We start from the raw sequence: 17,853 nt of genomic DNA, 5'->3' as shown, positions 1-17,853 counted from the left end.
GCCAACCCTTATTCACAAACTTCTTCTACTTGTAAACCACCATCGGTTAATTCTGAACCACTGATTCTATATTCTAGGATAAAGTCAGGGCCTACTTTTTGGCGAATGCGGTCAAGAACCATCATTGGGAATCTTGCTCTATTCTCTAAACTACCGCCGTATTTATCTTTTCTTCTATTTTCCAGTGGTGACAAGAATGAAGCCAATAACCAGTTATGTGCACCATGGATCAAGCACATATCAAAACCTGAACGTTTTCCCATTTGGGCCGCGTTAGCAAAACAATTTGCCACACGATCCATTTCTTCTTCATCCATCTCATCAACTTCAACACCGGTAGCTAAGACATTCTTAGACGGTCCAATGGGATTTCTGCCACCGTTATACGGCGGTAAAGCAAAAGGCCCACAGTGTTCTAATTCTAAATTAGCAAGACCACCCCACACATGAATATAATCTGCTAATTGGGCTAGAGTACGAATGCTTTTCTCATCTATAACATTGATTTGATAGTCATGAGCACAACCATTTAAAGGATCTATACGTGCTTCATTAGTAGTAACAACCGCTGCGCCGCCCCTGGCTCTGTCACCAAAAGCAAAAATACCTGATTTACTGATAAACCCTTCAGGTGTAACTATATATGTCATTCCATGGGGCACATTAAATACTCTATTTTTGAATGTAGTCTTTTTAATTGTATAAGGACTAAATAAATGAGGATATAATTGTCTATACTCTTCTTCTTTTTCGTAGTGCGCTTTATATTCATCTTTGGTAGGCATTTTATATAACAACTTTTCATAATCGTAAGAATCGGCAGGTGGTGCTGGTGTAGACACTGATTTCACATTTCTTTCATGCAATTCAGTCATAGGGATACGCCTCCTATTTTTATATTATAGTAAATTTTTCTTGCTTTCTCCCATATCTAATCCTATGCGCGCGTAATATGGAACAAACAAATCGTTTACTAAACGGTATAGATTTTCTTTACAATATTATTATAATTGTTTTTACTTATGTTGCATAATCGTTAATACTTATATTTTGTTATATGGTTTAGGCTATAATGCCGTTTCGAGTGCTACAATAAAAGTACAGTCCAAAATTGCAAAGAAATGAAAATACTATAGGATACTTTGAGTGAAGAAGTGGTTTCATCCCTTTAAAAACAGGTAGAGAATACTATTAATAAAAACAAAACATACTCGGAAAATGACTAGGAAGCAAAGGAACCGTATCTACGCTTCCCTATAATATACCACCCCATCCATCAATTCCTTAACCAACACATCTTGAAAAACCAAATGAGTAAGATGAGCCAAAGCCTCCCCTGTGGCAAACAATTTCTGAGCCGGGGGAAAGTCATCCCAGCTATTCGCTCTGATATCCCATTTCATCAAACTGGCAACCTGCGCTCCTGTCATTTTCCCGTCCCCAATAATATCCAAAATATGTTGTAATCTTCGTTGATGATGGTTTTTTAATTCCTCAATCCGGCCATTGCAGTTAGTAATAAGATCCCGATGTCCCGGTAAAACTGTCTTGATTTCCAAAGCTTTAATTTTTTCTAAGTTTTCCAGGTAAGTACCTAAATAGTCAACATTGATCGACCAGGGTGTACCCCAGATGGTATTATTGGGCGTGATTTTCCCCAAAATATGATCCCCGGAAAAAAGGATTTCGTGCTGGGGTTCATATAGACAAAAATGATCCGGTGCATGGCCGGTGGTCAAAATGCAATGGAAAGTAAAATTCCCCACTTGAAGGATATCCCCGTCTTCAACAATCTCGGCGTGAGGAATGATGGTACTGGCATACTTATTTCCAGGATGAACTGAAACATCATAGGAAAATCCTTGGGCCTTAAGGCCGCTTTCCATAATCAGAGCTTCAAATTGATCCCAGTCATGTTTTCCCATTAAAGCTTGTGCACAGTAATCCCCGCAATAAACCTTCGTTTTTGGTTCCGCCAAATATCCCACTAATCCGCAATGATCCCCATGAACATGGGTAACGAAAAGATCTGTCCGATCCAAAGAGAAGCCTAATTTCCGCCTGGCCTCATCCATTGCTTGACGACATTCAGGCTGGTTAAACCCTGTATCGATTAAAAGATTCCTCTCGGTTCCCGAAATAAAATAAGAATTGGTCGCTTTTAAGGGGTTTTGAGGCAGAGGAATTTCTATTTTGTATATATTCTTAAATATTTCCTTTATTTCTTTGTTCATCTATTATCCTCGCTTTTCAACTAATATCCAATGATTAAATAAATAACAGGGAATTTACACCCTGCTGCTTAAAATATTTAAAAGGGTTCTCCTTTGATCAGAGTACCCTTTTCTTTCATTTAATTCACTCCAATGCTTAGTCAGATGAAATGGTATCAAGTTTTTGTTTCAGCAAAACTGCTTTAATCGTAAAATAATCAATCTCTTCAGGCAGAACCTCCTTTAGCAGTTTCAGTTTTTCACTGCCAATTTCTTGCGCCTTTTTCAGCACTAATAACTCCTCTTCCTTGGTAATCAAGGCATCCCAGTCAATAGGGTGCCCCTCTTCCCCTGAACGGATGATATGACTCTCAATGGTAGTCAGACTGAGATTTCTCTTCTGGGCAATCTCCTCTAAGGTCTTACCTTCCATAAATTGTTGATAGCTGATCAGATGACTGGGTTCCTTCTCTGCATGATCTGCTGACACCTTTCCCGCATGTTGTTCATTTTTTTCGCTTTGCTTATTTTGATTCTCTTGCTTAATTTGATTATCTTGCCCATCCTGCAGGCCGTGATCTTCCGCCACAAACTCAGTGATCACTTCCAGGAAGCGTTCCCCATACTTCTCCAGTTTGACATCTCCCAATCCGCTGATGGTCCTTAGTGAAAACCGGTTCAGCGGGACTTTCTCACTCATGGCTTGCAGTGTATGATCACTGAACACCACATAAGGAGGAACATTTTCTGCTTGGGCAATTTCTTTACGCAGATGACGCAGCATTTCAAAAAGAGCATGGGCAGCAGAAATATCCTTTTCCTGCCTGACCGGGGTTTTGCGAAAGACTTGTTGTTCCCCCCGGAGAACAGGGGCTGCTTCAGGACAAAGCTTGGCCACAGGATACTGGCCTTCCGTCAGATGGATGTATCCCTCTGCCACCAGAAGATTCAATAAATCCAAAATTTCCTTTTCTGTCTTTTCGGCCATCAGACCGTAAGTTGATAAGCGATCAAAACCGAATTTCTTGATTTTTGCGATTTTAGAGCCTTTTAAGACAGAGGCTACCATCTTAAGACCAAAACGTTCCTTCATGCGGCGCATACAAGAAAATATTTTCTGCGCCTCAATGGTAATATCAACGATTTCCGTTTCCTGAGTACAGTTACCGCAATGATCGCAGTTTTCGTAGGAAACTCTTTCACCAAAGTACTCTAAAATATACTTACGCAGGCAGCGATCCGTATGACAATAATCTGCCATGAGCTGAAGCTTCTGATACTCATTGGTTTTTCGAGCGGTCGCATAAATGGTTTCTTCGATTAAGAATTTTTGGATGATAATATCCTGAGGGCTGAAAAGCAGAATACACTCCCCCGGTGCCCCGTCCCGTCCGGCCCTGCCCGCTTCCTGATAATAGGATTCCATGTTTTTCGGCATATTGTAATGAATCACAAAACGCACATTGGATTTGTCAATGCCCATGCCAAAGGCATTGGTGGCGATCATGACTCTGACCTCATCAAACAAAAATGCATCTTGAGCGGCTGCTCTTTCCCGATCCTTCATGCCGGCATGATATTTACCCACTTGAAGGTCTTTTTTCTCTAAAAAAGAAAGAGATTATCCGCTTCTTTCCGGGTAGCAACATAAATAATCCCTGATTCCTCCCGGTTTTCCTGCAAATAATCCAGCAAAAAGTCTCTTTTGTTCTCGCCCTTTCTGACCTCAAAGGACAGGTTGTCCCGATCAAATCCGGTCACGAAAACTTTTTCATTTTTCAGACCTAAGAGTTTGATGATGTCCTCTTTCACTTCTTCTGTGGCGGTGGCCGTAAAAGCTGTAATCACCGGACGCTCCGGAATTTCCTGAATGAACTGTCCAATATGCCGGTAGCTGGGACGAAAATCATGGCCCCATTGAGAAACACAGTGGGCTTCATCAATGGCTATTAAATTAATGGACAAGGATTGAAGCAATCCCCGAAAGTTCTCTGATTCTAAGCGTTCCGGAGCGATATAAAGCAATTTAAACCGGCCCTCCCCTGCATGGGCAATCCGTTCCTGCACCTGGCGGGGCGTTAAACTGCTGTTAATAAAAGAGGCAGCAACTCCCAAGTTTAATAAGGTATCAATCTGATCCTTCATTAATGAAATTAGGGGAGAAATAACCAAAGTCGTCCCTTCAAAAATAAGAGCAGGTATCTGATAGCAAAGTGACTTTCCGCCCCCGGTAGGCATAATGCCCAGAGTATCACGGCCTGCTAAAATGTTTTCTATAATTTGCTCCTGACCCTCTTTAAAAGATTGGTAGCCGAAATAGGTTTTTAATAGTTTAAGTGCATTTTCCATCATGTCTCATATCCACCTTGGTTTGTACTTATTTATTCATAGCTCTATCTAATATTATGGCCGGATATGAACCAGGAGTCAACAATGCGTATGGGGAAATATCTTTGAACCGGTAATCAGGAATACACAATTATGTGATTTGCCTCACACAACTGGTTTGAGAAGATTATAAGAATAAGATTATTGCCCCATTTCAATTTTGGTGTTTAGGGAGTGTTTACTTACAAATTATCTCTTGAATTTCTCATCTTCTTCATTGTTAAAGATATTCGTCTCCTCTATTTCGTGATACAAGATTCCATCAATTTGATTCATGATTTCTGGCAAACTTTTTGCGATCGTCCCCCAAAGCACGGCTAAATCAATATTTTCATAATCATGGACAATTTTATTTCTCATACCCTTTATGCTTTTCCATGGAATGCTAGAATGCTTTTCTTGAGTGTCCGTGGTGATATCTTTTGCCAGTTCACCAATTTGAGAGACAGTAAAGGCACATGCGGAAATAGTTTTTTTGTCTGTCATAAACTGCTCAAAAGTATATCCATCTATATACTGAATTACGTCTTTAATATAACCGCCTATTTTTTGCAGAATAATCCTGTCTTTACTTCTCATAGATAACAATTCCCTCCCGTTCTATAGCGGAACAAATAACGGAATTTCTTTTTACTTCAGATATTTCAAATAAATCAACACGTTTATTAAGTTGTTCTGTAATATCCTCCAGCACACCATAAAATGCCATATTTAGAAGTTCACCTTTACTGTCGATAACAATATCAACATCACTTTGGCTTGTGGCGTTGCCTTTTGCATAAGACCCGAATAATATGGCTCGATATACAGGAGAAGCCTCAAAAACTGGATACAGCTTCGATTTAATTTCATTAATCTGATATACCTTTTTTTCCATATTCTCACCAATTTATAATGTTATATTTTATATTATTATAACTGCTGCAAATATATCTTACAAGTTATTCCAGCCCGTTTTCTATATTTTTTACCGGACCATATTTGTTACCTATTTCCTTGATTTCTTTCGATAAAGATTTTCTAATGAAGAGCGTGGGAGAATGGGCAGTCGCGGCAACCTTACTTTCAGAAACTGGGCCTGCTAAACAACGATCTAAGGCTGGCAGTGTTATGCAAAGTTGTTTTGCATGGGGCAGTATTTTGGGCGCGCTGGTTGTCATGGTTGTTCAACCGGCATTTGGCTGGCGTGCAGTATTTCTTGTCGGTGTACTAACAGCCCTTATTGTACTGTATATCAGGCGCAACGTTAAACTCCAAAACCCGGAATACCCCCTTGCGAGGAAAGCAAAAAAGCAGTCGTTTAGGACTGCTTTTTTGCTTTCCTCTTTGATTCTAAGCTGAGATGGCTTTTCAATGCGCTTTGAAGAACCTGAGAAAAATTAACTTTATTTTCTTCGGCAACACGGTTCAACCATTGAGGAATCGTTAAAGTCTTTTTTACAGAAGTATTTTCAATTGCATCCCGGTAAATAGGCATATTGACTTCGACTAACATAGAAATCTGATTTGGTTCAAACCTTAGCTTGTCAACCGGGGTAGGATCTGGAATAGGGTCACCGTCCTGTTCCATTGACCATAAGTGAAGAGCCATAGCTTCTTTTGCGTTTTTTATTGCTTCCTCGGTTGTTTTTGCGCAAGGAATACACCCAGGGAGATCTGGAAACTCAATTGAAATGCCGTCACCACCAAAGTCAAATATGGCAGGGTAGATATAATAATCTTTTTTCATATTAAAACCCCTTCCAAGATATGGCTTGTGCAGGTATTATTTAAGCTTAATCCCTGCCTGTTTTTCTATATTCATTAAGGTTTTTATCGGGATGTCTTTAACGGGGTGCGTTATTGTTACTTTACCGATTTTATTTGGATGTTTGTAGTGATGGTGGTCTCCGACAGAACTTACGAAGTACCAACCGTCGTTCTTTATTATCCTAATTATTTCCCTTGAAGAATATGACTTCATGAAGCACCGTCCTGACAAATATATTCTACCACGTATTACTATACGTGTCAAGGAGATTGTGTGAAATGTGTGAAATGTTTTATTCGAAAAAGTCGAATTGCTTTTTTCACCATCACCAGCAGCAATGGTTCAAGGGTCCGCTGCCTTGTCCCAAATTAAGTTTGGCCTCCAAGGCACAGATAATATAATCCTTTGCCATGTGCACACTTTCCAGAACACCGTACCCTTCCGCCAAATTGCATGCAATCGCGGAGGACAAAGTGCATCCTGTGCCGTGCGTGTTTTCATTAGCGATCTTTCTCCCCGGGAACCAGGTGAGCTCCCCTTGATGATACAGTAAATCATCGGCAGAGTCTTTTAAATGGCCCCCTTTGATTAAAATATGCCCAGAATAAGATTCGCCGATTTTTTGTGCAGCCCGCACCATTTCCTCCTTGGAATGAATCTTCATATCCGCCAGGCATTCCGCCTCCGGAATATTTGGCGTAATAATCAGCGCCAGAGGGATCAGCTGAGTCATTAAGGCTTCCATGGCATCGTCACTGAGAAGCCTGCTTCCGCTGGTAGAAATCATCACCGGATCCACCACAATATTTTGCGCCTGATATTCTTTTAATTTATCAACAATTTTCAGGATAATGGATGGAGCTGAAACCATACCGATCTTTACAGCATCAGGAAAAATATCCGTCATTACACAGTCAATTTGCTGTCCGACAAAATCCGGAGCAACATCCAAGACTCCATAAACACCGGTGGTATTTTGCGCCGTTAAAGCGGTGATCACGCTCATGGCATATATTTTATGTGCCGTCATCGTCTTAATATCTGCTTGAATCCCCGCACCGCCGCTGCAGTCGGAACCGGCAATGGTTAATACTTTTTTCATTAGATGGCCCCCATTTCATCAAAGGAATTAATGTAATAGTCACACAAGCTCTCGATTTCCTCTTTTTCCTGCTCTGTAGATTTGTCCCTTACCCCTACCACATAAAAGCCGGCATCTTTGGCAGTTTTGATACAGTGCAGGGCATCTTCAAAAATCACAACCTCCATGGGATCACAGCCCAGACGTTGAGCTGCCAACTGATAAATCCGGGGGCTTTCTTTGCCGCATCCCACTTCCGGGCAGGTTATGACAAATTCAAAATACCTGAGAATCCCCAAACGGTCCAGAACCTCTTCCGTGGTGCCATGATCAGAAGCTGTAGCCACACACATTTTTGTCTTTTGGGAATAAAGCTTTTTTAAATAATCTGCCACCCGAGGCTTAAGGATGATGTTCTCCTGATATTCTTTTTCTGCTAAACCAAAGATTTGATCGGCGATTTGATTTTCATCCAGATCCAGTGCATAGCTGGTCTTTAAATAGGAGGCAGCATCTTTGACACTTAAAGGCTTTAAAACTTCCTCCAGCTCCTGTTCCGGTGTAATATCATACAATTCCAGAAACTTCCCGCCGATATTATCCCAGATGTGCATGGAATCCAGCAGCGTTCCGTCCAAATCGAAAATAGCATATTTGATCTTCATTTTACAAACACTTCCTTTGCTGTACCATCAAGCTTGAACCTATAAAGAAAACAGCACTTATACTTTTTGAAAATATTAAAAATGGGATACACCAAAAAGTGTATCCCATTTCGTCTTTAGGTGAGTTCCCTCCGTTGGCATTATCCAAATCAGGTTAAGGGTCGAAGCTGATGTGCTTCCTCTCAGCCTGCATCAACAAGCTCCCCTGTATGAAATTAAAAACATCATATAATAAAACACAGCAGTTGTCAAATCTTTAATTCTTGGCACCAGTCCTCATAAAGATTTTAATAATCTCATTAGCAGTCAATGGAATTAAAGAGAAACCAATGACAATACTCCAATCCAAGGGGCTTAAATTCTGCACTTTGAAGGCTTCCGCCAGGAAGGGCACCGAAATCACACCTAACTGGAGGATAAAACCGACAATGATGGCTCCAACGAGATACTTATTGGTAAACAAGCCAACTTGGAAAATGGACTTGATTTCATTTCTCATGGACAAGGAATAAAACAATTGTGATCCCGCCAGAACAACAAAGGCCATGGTGCGGGCATAAGTTAAGATATCTTCGGGAATATCCCGTGAACCTAAACTATAGCCATGTTCAGCTAAGCCAAAGTAGAAGGCTGTTAAGGTTAAGATCCCAATTAAGGTACCACCCAGAACAGCGCGGAATCCGGCCCCGTGGGCAAAGAAGCTTTCCTTCGGATTTCTCGGTTTTTGTTTCATCACGTCCTTATCTCCCGGGTCTACCCCCAAGGCGATGGCCGGCAATGAATCTGTAATCAGATTGATCCATAAAATTTGAGTCGCAAGTAACGGCACCGGCCAGCCGAAGAGAATGGAGGCCACAATGGCAATCACTTCACCCAGGTTACAGGAGAGCAGGAAGACCACTGACTTTTTGATATTGTTATAGATGTTTCTTCCTTCTTCAATGGCATTGACAATGGTGGAGAAGTTATCGTCCGTCAGAATCATATCACTGGCACCTTTGGAAACATCGGTGCCGGTAATGCCCATTGCCACACCAATGTCTGCATATTTCAGGGAAGGAGCATCATTTACCCCGTCACCGGTCATGGAGACGATATTACCATGGGATTTGAAGGCCTTGACGATTTTTACCTTGTGTTCCGGTGATACCCTAGCAAAAACGCGGATATCTTTAATTCTATGGCTGAATTCCTCGTCGGATAATTGATCAATCTCTGTTCCGGTGATGCTTTGGTCGATGGATTCAGCAATCCCCAGCTCTTTGGCAATGGCCACGGCTGTATTCTTATGATCTCCCGTAATCATCACGGAAGTAATTCCGGCTAATTTGGCTTGGTGAATAGAATCCTTCACTTCCAGTCTGGGGGGGTCGATCATGCCCACAAAGCCGATCAAGACCAGATTTTCTTCCATTTCTTCCGGTGGGATGACGGAATTGGTATCCTTAAAAGCTGCACCCAGAACCCGCAGAGCATCATTGGACATCTCCTCTGCCACATTCAGGTACGTTTTTTTCATTTCTTCCGTTAGAGGTACAATCCCACCGTCCACCAAAGCATGGGTGGAGATTTTTAAAATATTATCCAAGGCTCCTTTGGTATGGACACGGTACCCCTTACCTTCCTGATTCAAGGTTGACATCAGTTTGCGATCGGAATCGAAGGGTTTTTCCCCCACCCGGGGATGCTTGTCATTTAATGCTTTTTTCGCCAGTTGGAATTTATCGCCAAGAACAATTAAGGCAACCTCGGTGGGATCTCCCGTACCTTCCCCATTTTCATAGGTAGCATCGGAGCAGAGGACAAAAGATTTAATTAATTCCTGCTCATCTTGGGTTCCCTGAAGGCTGGTTTCCCCTGGGGGTATTTCCTGGAAATGGTTTAAGGTATATTGCTTTACAACGGTCATCTTGTTTTGCGTCAAGGTACCTGTTTTATCAGAACAGATAATATTTACGGAGCCCAGGGTTTCCACAGCCGGCAGCTTCTTGACAATGGCGTTGATCTTAGACATTCGGGTCACACCCAGGGCCAAAACAATAGCAACAATTGCTGCTAAACCCTCGGGTATCGCCGCTACGGCTAAGCTGATGGCGATTAAGAACATGTCAAATATTTCTCTGTCCTGGAAAAGGGCAATAACAAAGATGAGCGCACAAACACCAATGGCTAAGAATCCTAAAATTTTCCCCAGTTCGTCCAAACGTCTCTGCAAAGGAGTCATCTCTTCATGATCCTCATCCAGAATCTTGGCGATTTTCCCGATTTCTGTTTCCATAGCCGTACCTACAACTAAACCTTCACCACGACCATATGTAGCCAGGGTGGACATAAAAGCCATATTCGACTTGTCTCCAATAGGCGTTTTGGGATCTTCATGAATATCCCGGGCATTTTTATCCGAAGGTACGGATTCCCCTGTCAGGGCGGATTCCTCAATTTGCAGGTTAACACTTTCAATTAGCCGAAGATCGGCCGGGATATATCGGCCGGCATCAATAATCACGATATCTCCCGGAACGATTTCTGTTGAATCGATTTCCTTGATATCCCCGTCTCGTCTGACCAGGGATCTGGGCGTGGTCAATTTTTGCAGTGCCTCTATGGCTTTCTCTGCCTTATATTCCTGGAACACACCGATCACAGCATTTAAAATGACTACTAAAAGAATGATCACCGAATCAACATATTCACCAATCGCCATGGTGATAGCAGCAGCGCCCAAAAGAACATAAATTAACATATTATTTAATTGGGCAAAAAAGAGGGCTATGATGCTTTTCTTCGGTTTCTCTTTTAACTTGTTTTCCCCGTACTTTTCTAATCTCTCCTGGGCTTCTTCACTGGTAAGACCGATTGCCGGATTTACTTCCAGTTCTTTTAAAGCCTCTTCCTGGGATTTTGAAAACCACATAGACATCGCTCCTTTAACTGAATTTTTTAACACATCATTTCGTCCTTACTTTCATTAGGATCACATGGATTAAATCCTCCTTTATTTTTCTCCTTTCGATTTGAGCTAGCTTTTTCATTTAGCATGCCCAAAAACAGCAAGAATCAGGATAAATATAATAAAAGACTCATAGGCAGTTTAAAAACCACCCATGAGTCTCGTTCATCAAGGTAAACCAGGCCGAAAACGACCATAATGTTGATTTACCGCATCGCGATAGCTTTGCAAACTACTCCCCCACGGAATAACTATGAACTTTTAACTTTCATCTTCTAACTAATCTTACCACAAATTTTGATACGGTGCAAGAACAATCTTCCATTAATATTCCAACTATTCTCCTCTTAAGCGATCTAAAACAATGGAGGCGGCACTCCGCACAGATAAGTGATTATAGACACCTGGTCCATAAATCGGCCTTAAAACATAATCCGAATTTTCAATCAAGGATTCTTCCAGCCCCCATCCGGTACCAAAGAGAATCAGATAGTTGCCTTCCTGACGTTCCATTACATCCTTTAATTCCTCATAACCAATATTTTGTGCATAAGCTTTGGCCGCAGTGGAAATCACCAGCGGTAAACTGCCATACTCCTCTTTTATTTGTAATTTGACCTCTTCTACTGAATCGACCAAGTTGAGTCTGGTCAAGGCTGTTTTCCGATCCGGATTGTAGCGGGCGCCAAAACCTTTTATCCAATGATTAATCAAGGTATGGATCAATTCATGCTGGGCATGAATCGGCTGCACCACAAAATATTTCTCCACACCAAAAGTGGCGGAAGCCCGGGCGATGTCATGTAAATCCAAATTGGTAAAAGATGTATTAATTACGGCTCCCTTTTTATTATAAACGGGGTAATGTACCAAGGCGGTAAAAAGGCGGATATTTTCATTCACCGGTCCCTTGATCTTCTCCATATGCTGCAAATCTGCCGGGCCCAAAGGAGCTTTTTTCCATAAATCCGGCCGGTTTTTCCAGGTTTTTTCTAAAGATTGCTGCCGGCGCCAAACCCGGATCTCCTTATGATGCCCCCCCAACAAAACTTCAGGAACCCTGAGCCCCTGAAATTCCTGGGGTCTGGTATAGTGAGGATATTCCAACAGACCCTCCTCAAAAGACTCCTCAGATGAGGAAAGATCATCACCTAAAACGCCGGGTAACAGCCGTACCAAAGAATCAACCATGACCATCGAGGGCAGCTCCCCACCGGTGAGAACAAAATCTCCGATAGAAAGTTCCTCGGCCCGGAAGATTTCCTTGATGCGTTCATCTATGCCCTCATAATGACCACAGAGAAAAACCAAATGCTCTTCCCGAGATAATTCTGCAGCTTTTTTCTGGCTGAAAAGCTCCCCTTGGGGGCTGGTAATAATAATACGCGGGGAGGAGTTTGTTGATGCTTTAATATCTTGGATGGCTTCAAAAATCGGTTCCGGTTTCATGACCATACCTGCACCCCCGCCATAAACAACATCATCGACCATGCGATGCTTATTAAAAGCGAAGTCGCGAATATTAATCACATTGATTTCCACCAGACTCTTTTCTCCCGCCCTTTTCAAGATACTGTCCTTGAGTGGGGCAAACATCCCCGGAAAAAGGGTTAAAATATCAATTCTCAAAGCTTTCCACCTCTAATCGTCCAATCCCGGCGGCAAATCAACGACCATACGCTTTTGATCATGGATATCAATTTCCCGTACAATGCTTTTCAGCGCCGGAATCAATAAATCCTTTTTTCCGGCTCTCTCTACCACATAAACATCGTTGGACCCTGTTTCAATGATCTCAACCAAATCTCCCAGCAAAGTTCCCTGCGGTTCATAAACTTGAAGCCCAATAATTTGAAAGTGATAAAAATGCCCGGGCGGGAGCTCAATCATCTGTTCCTGATCAATGGCCAGATGGCGATTACTTAATTTTGCTGCCTCGTCACGATCGTCCACCCCGTGAAATTTAATCAGAAATTTGTCCATTTGCTCCCTTATTTCTTCCATTTCCACTAAATGATTGATGCCGTCAATCCATACACGAGGGGTACGATAAAACCGATCCGGGTAATCGGTTAAAGGCATTACTTTAAGTTCACCTTTCACACCATGGGGTGAAAGGATTTTCCCGATAATAATCTTTTCCAATATCTAGTCTCCTTTCGTCGCAATTATTGATCTATATAATCATAATCATTTCCGTGATGATTACTGGTTCATTCGAAAAATCTAAAGAAAATTGTTAATTACAAGCTTTAAAAGTTTATCCTTTATGAAAATGCAAAAAAGGGGACCAGCTGCCCCCTTTTTCAAATAATTTCTACGCTTACTTTTTTCCCTTCTTTGGTGGCAACTGCTTTGATCACGGTGCGGATTGCTTTGGCAATACGTCCTTGTTTACCGATGACTTTGCCCATGTCTTCCGGCGCCACCCGTAACTCCAATACAGTATGATTATCTTTTTCCTTAACTTCTACGGAAACTGCATCTGGATTTTCCACTAGGGATTTGGTTATATATTCCACTAATTCCCTCATTTTTAACTATTACCCCCAGTTGCATAGTTAAGACCCGATTATTGTTCAGCAAATTTTTTCATCACGCCGGCCTTTTTGAATAAGGCTTTTACTGTTTCAGAAGGCGCTGCGCCGTCGGAAAGCCATTTCAGAGCTCTTTCCTCGTTGATTTGGTATTCTGCCGGTTGCTTCGTCGGATTGTAGAAACCAATTTCTTCAATAAAGCGGCCATCTCTGGGGGAGCGGGAATCTGCTACCACTACTCTGTAAAAAGGAGCTTTCTTCGCACCCATTCTTTTTAATCTGATTTTTGTTGCCAATTTTTTCACCTCCCTTAATATAATCCATTACTGCGAAAAAATCTATCTGATCACTGCCATCCGCCCCTGCTTTTTATCACCATGTTTACATAAAGGGCAGGTTAAAGGGCAGCTTTCCTTTCTTGCCTTTTTTCATCATAGCACTGCCGCCGAATTGTTTGATCATTTTCTTGGTGTCGGCAAATTGCTTGAGCAGCTTATTCAAATCCTGCACCTTGGAACCGCTGCCCCGGGCAATTCTCTGTTTTCTGCTGCCGTTAATGATCTCGGGATGCCTCCGTTCATGGGGTGTCATGGATTGAATCATGGCTTCAATCTTGACAAATTCATTTTCATCCACTTGCAGATCTTTTAATTTTTTATTTCCGCCCAAGCCGGGAATCATGCCCAAGAGATCCTGGACGGAACCCATTTTTTTAAATTGCTGCATCTGATCCAAAAAATCTTCTAAGGAGAAGTCTGCCTTAAGCATCTTTTCTTCCATTTCCTTAGCTTTTTTGGCATCATAATTGACCTGAGCTTTTTCTATTAAGGTCAGCACATCTCCCATGCCTAAAATGCGCGAGGCCATCCGTTCGGGATAAAAGGGTTCCAAAGCATCTAATTTTTCTCCCATCCCCACAAACTTGATGGGCTTACCGGTGACAGCTTTCGCAGAAAGGGCGGCACCCCCCCTGGTATCTCCGTCTAATTTGGTTAAAATCAAGCCGTCAATGCCCAGCTCCTGATTAAAAGACTCGGCTACATTAACCGCATCCTGCCCGGTCATGGAGTCCACAACGAGAAGGATTTCATGGGGATGCACCGTTGCTTTGATGTTTTTTAACTCATCCATCAATTCTTCATTAATATGCAAACGTCCCGCCGTATCGATAATGACCATATCATTGCCTTGGGCGGAAGCTTTTTCCATCGCCTGACGGGCTATTTCCACCGGACTAACATCTGTCCCCAAACTAAAGACCGGAATCTGCAATTGCTCCCCTAAGACCTGCAATTGTTTAATGGCCGCCGGCCGATAGATATCTCCCGCTACCATTAAGGGCTGTCGCCCCTGTTTTTTTAAGTAATTGGCCAGTTTCCCGCCGCTGGTGGTTTTCCCGGCACCCTGTAAGCCTACTAACATAATCACCGTGGGTGGTTTAGGAGAAATTACAATTTTTGACTGACTGCTGCCCATTAAGGAAGTTAATTCTTCATGGACAATTTTTACCACATGCTGTCCCGGCGTCAAACTCTCCAAAACTTCCTGTCCTACTGCCCGTTCCCGCACCTTGCCCACAAAATCTTTGACCACTTTAAAGTTCACATCTGCTTCCAGAAGAGCTACCCGCACTTCCCGCATGGCTTCCGCCACATCTGCTTCCGTTAACTTCCCTTTATTTTTTAACTTTTTGAATGTTTCCTGCAGTTTATCCGCTAAAGAACTGAAAACAGCCATTTTAAAACCTACTTTCTTTCCAGGTCATTGATTTCCTGAATGATAAACTCAATTTGCTCCAATAAATCCAAATTTCCGGTTTTGCGCAGTTCTGTGACCAATGCGCCAATATCAACTATTTTACCCTGCTGCTTTTCAAATTTATCCATTAAAGAAAGCTTTTCTTCATAACCTTCTAAATTTTTTTCCGTTCTTTTTAACAGATCATAAACGGCCTGACGGCTAATACTGTATTCTTCCCCTATTTCCGACAAGGACAGGTCATCTTCATAAAACATTTCCATGATTTCCTGCTGCCTTTTGGTCAATAACCGCCCATAAAAATCGTAAAGCATGGTCATGCGGGCTAATTTTTTCATCCTGATTTTCACCCGCCTGTTAAGTATTTTTACTTTACACATTTTATAACAGCAATCCTGCTTTGTCAAGCATTATTCCAATACGGTGCTGATATTTGGTATTACCTGTTTTTTCCTGGAGACAACTCCCGGCAAATATACGCTATGTTCCATAGTCTGTACGTCAAAAGCCTTTCCGATCACATCCTTTAATTTTCCCACAAAGAGAATTTCGGAACCCTGATTAATAATATCGGTAATTAAAAGAAGGATTAAACCATAGTTGCCATCCTGACAAAAGCTGGCCATAAAGGACAACAAATCCGCCTTCATTTCTTCTATGCTCTCCCGGTCAATGGTATAAACCTGGCCAATGCCGATTCTTCCTTTATTAAAAGTCAGTTCCTTAAAATCATCAAGAAGTATTTCCCGGGGGCTTTTACCTTTCAGACCGGAACCGGCCTTGAACATTTGCAGAGCATAGGACTCAATATCAATATTGGCGATTTCCCCTAATTTCTCCGCCGTAACCCGATCCAGATAAGTGCAGGTGGGAGACTGAAAGCGTAAGGTGTCGGATAAAATCGCCGAACACATCAGCCCGGCCATTTTTTTTGAAGGTTTGATGCCGCCATCAAAATACATATTGGCAATAATGGTTGAGGTACAACCCACCGGTTCATTTTTAAAGAAAATCGGTTTGCCTGTCTGAATATCCCCTAATCGATGGTGATCAATAATTTCTAAAATTTCCGCCTCTTCTATACCCGGCACTGTTTGACCCATCTCATTATGGTCTACTAAAATAACCTGCTTTCTATTTTGTGAGATCACATGATAGCGTGAGATAAAGCCTAACACCTTATTATTTTTGTCAACCACAGGATAGCTGCGATAACGCGTCGTCATCATGGTTTCCTTAACCTCATCCACAAAATCATCAATAGAGAATTTTACTAACTCCTTGGTGGTCATCACATAACTGATGGGAATGCTCAGGTTAATCAAACGGGCCGCCGTAAAAGTATCAGTTTGGGTGGTCATTAAAATGCAGCCCGCCGTTTGAGCAGCCTCAATCAGAGAGGGATCGTCTTCGTTTTGACAGGTCAAAATCACGCAATTGGCTCCTAACTCCATGGCTTTTACAATACTGTCCCGGCGATTACCGGCAATGACAATATCCCCCTCTTCCACAAAGAATTCCAACTGAGAAGGATCAGCCGCCAGGATCAAAACCTTGCCGGTGGTATTATAATCCTTTTCTTCCCCCCAAATAATTTTAGCATTTAAGGTATCAGCGATATTGCCCAAAGGAGTTTTACTGGCCGCAATCATATTATTATCCACCGCATCCATATATTTTTCTGTGATATCCGATAAGGTCACTACGCCCAAGAGTCGTTCATTATCATCCACCACGGGCAGGGATTTTAAATTGGATTTTTTCATAACGTTCCAGGTTGTTTTGATCGGAATCTCTGGTGAGAGGCTAGGCACCACATCCATATTTAAGTCTGAGACTTGCTTTTTGACCGTTTTCACTAATTGGGGTGCTTCCACCTCAAAATAGTTCAAGACAAACTCCGTTTCTTGATTCAGCTCACCTAGCCGGCCAGGTACGGCCGCCAAACCCTGCTTTCTTTTTAACTCCGCATAGGCAATGGCAGAACAAATGGAATCCGTATCCGGGTTTTTATGGCCCAATACATATATCGTCTTTGGCATTTTTTGACCCCTTTTTTAGTTTTTGACTGAAGATCATCCTTATCATTTATGATACATTTACTATTAAAATAAGTAAATAGACACCGCTCCCCTTTTTGTGTATACTGAACGAAATACTCATTAGGGAGGGAAAGGTAATGCTCCATGCAGTGATGCTTTTTATTCTGGCAGGTCTGGCAGAAATCGGCGGCGGCTATTTGATCTGGCTATGGCTCCGAGAATCCAGACCTGCCTGGTACGGCCTGACGGGAGGTCTGATTTTAGTTCTGTACGGAATTATTCCTACATTACAAAAATTCCCCAGTTTCGGCAGAGTATATGCCGCATACGGGGGAGTTTTTGTCATACTTTCTGTCCTCTGGGGTTGGGGTATTGACCGCAAAACCCCGGACATTTATGATTGGATTGGCGCCCTCATTTGTTTGGCAGGCGTTGCCGTGATTCTTTGGGCACCACGGCAAGGATAAAC

The 17,853-nt window shown here is 42.1% G+C and carries 20 protein-coding genes and 1 riboswitch; of the genes, 2 read left to right on the top strand and 18 right to left on the bottom strand.

Going from position 1 to position 17,853, the window contains the following annotated elements:
- Positions 1 to 8 precede the first annotated feature (8 nt).
- From CEQ75_RS07185 to CEQ75_RS07165, 6 genes are all read right to left on the bottom strand, one after another.
- Positions 9 to 875, bottom strand: a complete 867-nt coding sequence (locus CEQ75_RS07185) for an oxidoreductase (protein ID WP_089609724.1) — start codon at positions 873 to 875, stop codon at positions 9 to 11.
- Positions 876 to 1,244: 369 nt separating this feature from the next.
- Positions 1,245 to 2,234, bottom strand: a complete 990-nt coding sequence (locus tag CEQ75_RS07180; RefSeq protein ID WP_089609723.1) for an MBL fold metallo-hydrolase — start codon at positions 2,232 to 2,234, stop codon at positions 1,245 to 1,247.
- Positions 2,235 to 2,370: 136 nt separating this feature from the next.
- Positions 2,371 to 3,801: an RQC domain-containing protein gene (locus CEQ75_RS07175; protein ID WP_338032006.1), complete on the bottom strand. Its 1,431-nt coding sequence runs from the start codon at positions 3,799 to 3,801 to the stop codon at positions 2,371 to 2,373.
- Between the two features lie 17 nt (positions 3,802 to 3,818).
- The gene (locus tag CEQ75_RS19335; RefSeq protein ID WP_338032005.1) at positions 3,819 to 4,565 is read right to left on the bottom strand and encodes a RecQ family ATP-dependent DNA helicase; all 747 of its coding nucleotides are present in this window, start codon (positions 4,563 to 4,565) and stop codon (positions 3,819 to 3,821) included.
- 225 nt (positions 4,566 to 4,790) lie between these two features.
- Positions 4,791 to 5,180, bottom strand: a complete 390-nt coding sequence (locus CEQ75_RS07170; protein WP_089609722.1) for a HepT-like ribonuclease domain-containing protein — start codon at positions 5,178 to 5,180, stop codon at positions 4,791 to 4,793.
- The gene (locus CEQ75_RS07165) at positions 5,170 to 5,478 is read right to left on the bottom strand and encodes a nucleotidyltransferase family protein (protein WP_089609721.1); all 309 of its coding nucleotides are present in this window, start codon (positions 5,476 to 5,478) and stop codon (positions 5,170 to 5,172) included. The genes CEQ75_RS07170 and CEQ75_RS07165 overlap by 11 nt, the downstream gene beginning before the upstream one ends.
- 146 nt (positions 5,479 to 5,624) lie before the next feature.
- On the opposite strand from CEQ75_RS07165, the gene CEQ75_RS19500 reads away from it, so the two are divergent.
- Entirely contained in the window at positions 5,625 to 5,942 is a 318-nt protein-coding gene (locus CEQ75_RS19500) for an MFS transporter (RefSeq protein WP_089609720.1), read from the top strand.
- On the opposite strand, the gene CEQ75_RS07155 is transcribed toward CEQ75_RS19500, so the two are convergent.
- The 12 genes from CEQ75_RS07155 to CEQ75_RS07100 form a co-directional block, all read right to left on the bottom strand.
- Positions 5,902 to 6,330, bottom strand: coding sequence for a type II toxin-antitoxin system HicB family antitoxin (locus tag CEQ75_RS07155; protein ID WP_089609719.1), 429 nt, complete (start codon positions 6,328 to 6,330; stop codon positions 5,902 to 5,904). The two genes, CEQ75_RS19500 and CEQ75_RS07155, sit on opposite strands and share 41 nt — an antisense overlap.
- Before the next feature lie 36 nt (positions 6,331 to 6,366).
- Positions 6,367 to 6,564, bottom strand: coding sequence for a type II toxin-antitoxin system HicA family toxin (locus CEQ75_RS07150; RefSeq protein WP_089609718.1), 198 nt, complete (start codon positions 6,562 to 6,564; stop codon positions 6,367 to 6,369).
- Between the two features lie 112 nt (positions 6,565 to 6,676).
- Complete coding sequence (thiD, locus tag CEQ75_RS07145) at positions 6,677 to 7,453, bottom strand: bifunctional hydroxymethylpyrimidine kinase/phosphomethylpyrimidine kinase (RefSeq protein ID WP_089609717.1); 777 nt, start codon at positions 7,451 to 7,453, stop codon at positions 6,677 to 6,679.
- On the bottom strand, positions 7,453 to 8,097 hold the full coding sequence (locus tag CEQ75_RS07140) for an HAD family hydrolase (RefSeq protein WP_089609716.1): 645 nt from the start codon (positions 8,095 to 8,097) through the stop codon (positions 7,453 to 7,455). The genes thiD and CEQ75_RS07140 overlap by 1 nt, the downstream gene beginning before the upstream one ends.
- A 108-nt stretch (positions 8,098 to 8,205) precedes the next feature.
- Positions 8,206 to 8,314, bottom strand: a riboswitch (TPP riboswitch).
- Between the two features lie 39 nt (positions 8,315 to 8,353).
- The gene (locus tag CEQ75_RS07135; RefSeq protein ID WP_089609715.1) at positions 8,354 to 11,011 is read right to left on the bottom strand and encodes a cation-translocating P-type ATPase; all 2,658 of its coding nucleotides are present in this window, start codon (positions 11,009 to 11,011) and stop codon (positions 8,354 to 8,356) included.
- 372 nt (positions 11,012 to 11,383) lie between these two features.
- Positions 11,384 to 12,676 carry a tRNA (guanosine(37)-N1)-methyltransferase TrmD gene (gene trmD, locus CEQ75_RS19330; RefSeq protein ID WP_089609714.1) on the bottom strand — a complete coding sequence of 431 codons (1,293 nt, stop codon included), beginning with the start codon at positions 12,674 to 12,676 and terminating at the stop codon, positions 11,384 to 11,386.
- A gap of 12 nt (positions 12,677 to 12,688) precedes the next feature.
- On the bottom strand, positions 12,689 to 13,192 hold the full coding sequence (gene rimM, locus CEQ75_RS07125; protein WP_157677359.1) for a ribosome maturation factor RimM: 504 nt from the start codon (positions 13,190 to 13,192) through the stop codon (positions 12,689 to 12,691).
- A 161-nt stretch (positions 13,193 to 13,353) separates the two neighbouring features.
- The gene (locus CEQ75_RS07120; RefSeq protein ID WP_089609712.1) at positions 13,354 to 13,581 is read right to left on the bottom strand and encodes a KH domain-containing protein; all 228 of its coding nucleotides are present in this window, start codon (positions 13,579 to 13,581) and stop codon (positions 13,354 to 13,356) included.
- A 38-nt stretch (positions 13,582 to 13,619) separates the two neighbouring features.
- The gene (gene rpsP, locus CEQ75_RS07115; protein ID WP_089609711.1) at positions 13,620 to 13,880 is read right to left on the bottom strand and encodes a 30S ribosomal protein S16; all 261 of its coding nucleotides are present in this window, start codon (positions 13,878 to 13,880) and stop codon (positions 13,620 to 13,622) included.
- Positions 13,881 to 13,965: 85 nt separating this feature from the next.
- Entirely contained in the window at positions 13,966 to 15,321 is a 1,356-nt protein-coding gene (gene ffh, locus CEQ75_RS07110) for a signal recognition particle protein (protein WP_089609710.1), read from the bottom strand.
- Positions 15,322 to 15,329: 8 nt separating this feature from the next.
- On the bottom strand, positions 15,330 to 15,680 hold the full coding sequence (ylxM, locus tag CEQ75_RS07105) for a YlxM family DNA-binding protein (protein WP_089609709.1): 351 nt from the start codon (positions 15,678 to 15,680) through the stop codon (positions 15,330 to 15,332).
- A 72-nt stretch (positions 15,681 to 15,752) separates the two neighbouring features.
- On the bottom strand, positions 15,753 to 17,384 hold the full coding sequence (locus CEQ75_RS07100; protein WP_089609708.1) for a putative manganese-dependent inorganic diphosphatase: 1,632 nt from the start codon (positions 17,382 to 17,384) through the stop codon (positions 15,753 to 15,755).
- Positions 17,385 to 17,521: 137 nt separating this feature from the next.
- Between CEQ75_RS07100 and CEQ75_RS07095 the strand changes: the two genes are divergently transcribed.
- Positions 17,522 to 17,851: a YnfA family protein gene (locus tag CEQ75_RS07095; protein ID WP_089609707.1), complete on the top strand. Its 330-nt coding sequence runs from the start codon at positions 17,522 to 17,524 to the stop codon at positions 17,849 to 17,851.
- Positions 17,852 to 17,853 lie beyond the last annotated feature (2 nt).

It is taken from the genome of Dehalobacterium formicoaceticum (genome assembly GCF_002224645.1).
In the GTDB taxonomy this organism is placed as follows: domain Bacteria; phylum Bacillota; class Dehalobacteriia; order Dehalobacteriales; family Dehalobacteriaceae; genus Dehalobacterium; species Dehalobacterium formicoaceticum.
This window is presented reverse-complemented; position numbering and strand designations above follow the sequence as displayed.

Bases quoted from the DNA above. Each gene is read 5' to 3' on its own strand.
- CEQ75_RS07180 (WP_089609723.1), bottom strand. From the start codon at position 2,234: ATGAACAAAGAAATAAAGGAAATATTTAAGAATATATACAAAATAGAA.
- CEQ75_RS07150 (WP_089609718.1), bottom strand. From the start codon at position 6,564: ATGAAGTCATATTCTTCAAGGGAAATAATTAGGATAATAAAGAACGAC.
- ylxM (WP_089609709.1), bottom strand. From the start codon at position 15,680: ATGAAAAAATTAGCCCGCATGACCATGCTTTACGATTTTTATGGGCGG.
- CEQ75_RS19335 (WP_338032005.1), bottom strand. From the start codon at position 4,565: ATGATGGAAAATGCACTTAAACTATTAAAAACCTATTTCGGCTACCAA.
- CEQ75_RS07135 (WP_089609715.1), bottom strand. From the start codon at position 11,011: ATGTGGTTTTCAAAATCCCAGGAAGAGGCTTTAAAAGAACTGGAAGTA.
- CEQ75_RS19500 (WP_089609720.1), top strand. From the start codon at position 5,625: ATGAAGAGCGTGGGAGAATGGGCAGTCGCGGCAACCTTACTTTCAGAA.
- CEQ75_RS07185 (WP_089609724.1), bottom strand. From the start codon at position 875: ATGACTGAATTGCATGAAAGAAATGTGAAATCAGTGTCTACACCAGCA.
- CEQ75_RS07100 (WP_089609708.1), bottom strand. From the start codon at position 17,384: ATGCCAAAGACGATATATGTATTGGGCCATAAAAACCCGGATACGGAT.
- CEQ75_RS07120 (WP_089609712.1), bottom strand. From the start codon at position 13,581: ATGAGGGAATTAGTGGAATATATAACCAAATCCCTAGTGGAAAATCCA.
- CEQ75_RS07165 (WP_089609721.1), bottom strand. From the start codon at position 5,478: ATGGAAAAAAAGGTATATCAGATTAATGAAATTAAATCGAAGCTGTAT.
- CEQ75_RS07155 (WP_089609719.1), bottom strand. From the start codon at position 6,330: ATGAAAAAAGATTATTATATCTACCCTGCCATATTTGACTTTGGTGGT.
- thiD (WP_089609717.1), bottom strand. From the start codon at position 7,453: ATGAAAAAAGTATTAACCATTGCCGGTTCCGACTGCAGCGGCGGTGCG.
- CEQ75_RS07140 (WP_089609716.1), bottom strand. From the start codon at position 8,097: ATGAAGATCAAATATGCTATTTTCGATTTGGACGGAACGCTGCTGGAT.
- CEQ75_RS07170 (WP_089609722.1), bottom strand. From the start codon at position 5,180: ATGAGAAGTAAAGACAGGATTATTCTGCAAAAAATAGGCGGTTATATT.
- ffh (WP_089609710.1), bottom strand. From the start codon at position 15,321: ATGGCTGTTTTCAGTTCTTTAGCGGATAAACTGCAGGAAACATTCAAA.
- CEQ75_RS07095 (WP_089609707.1), top strand. From the start codon at position 17,522: ATGCTCCATGCAGTGATGCTTTTTATTCTGGCAGGTCTGGCAGAAATC.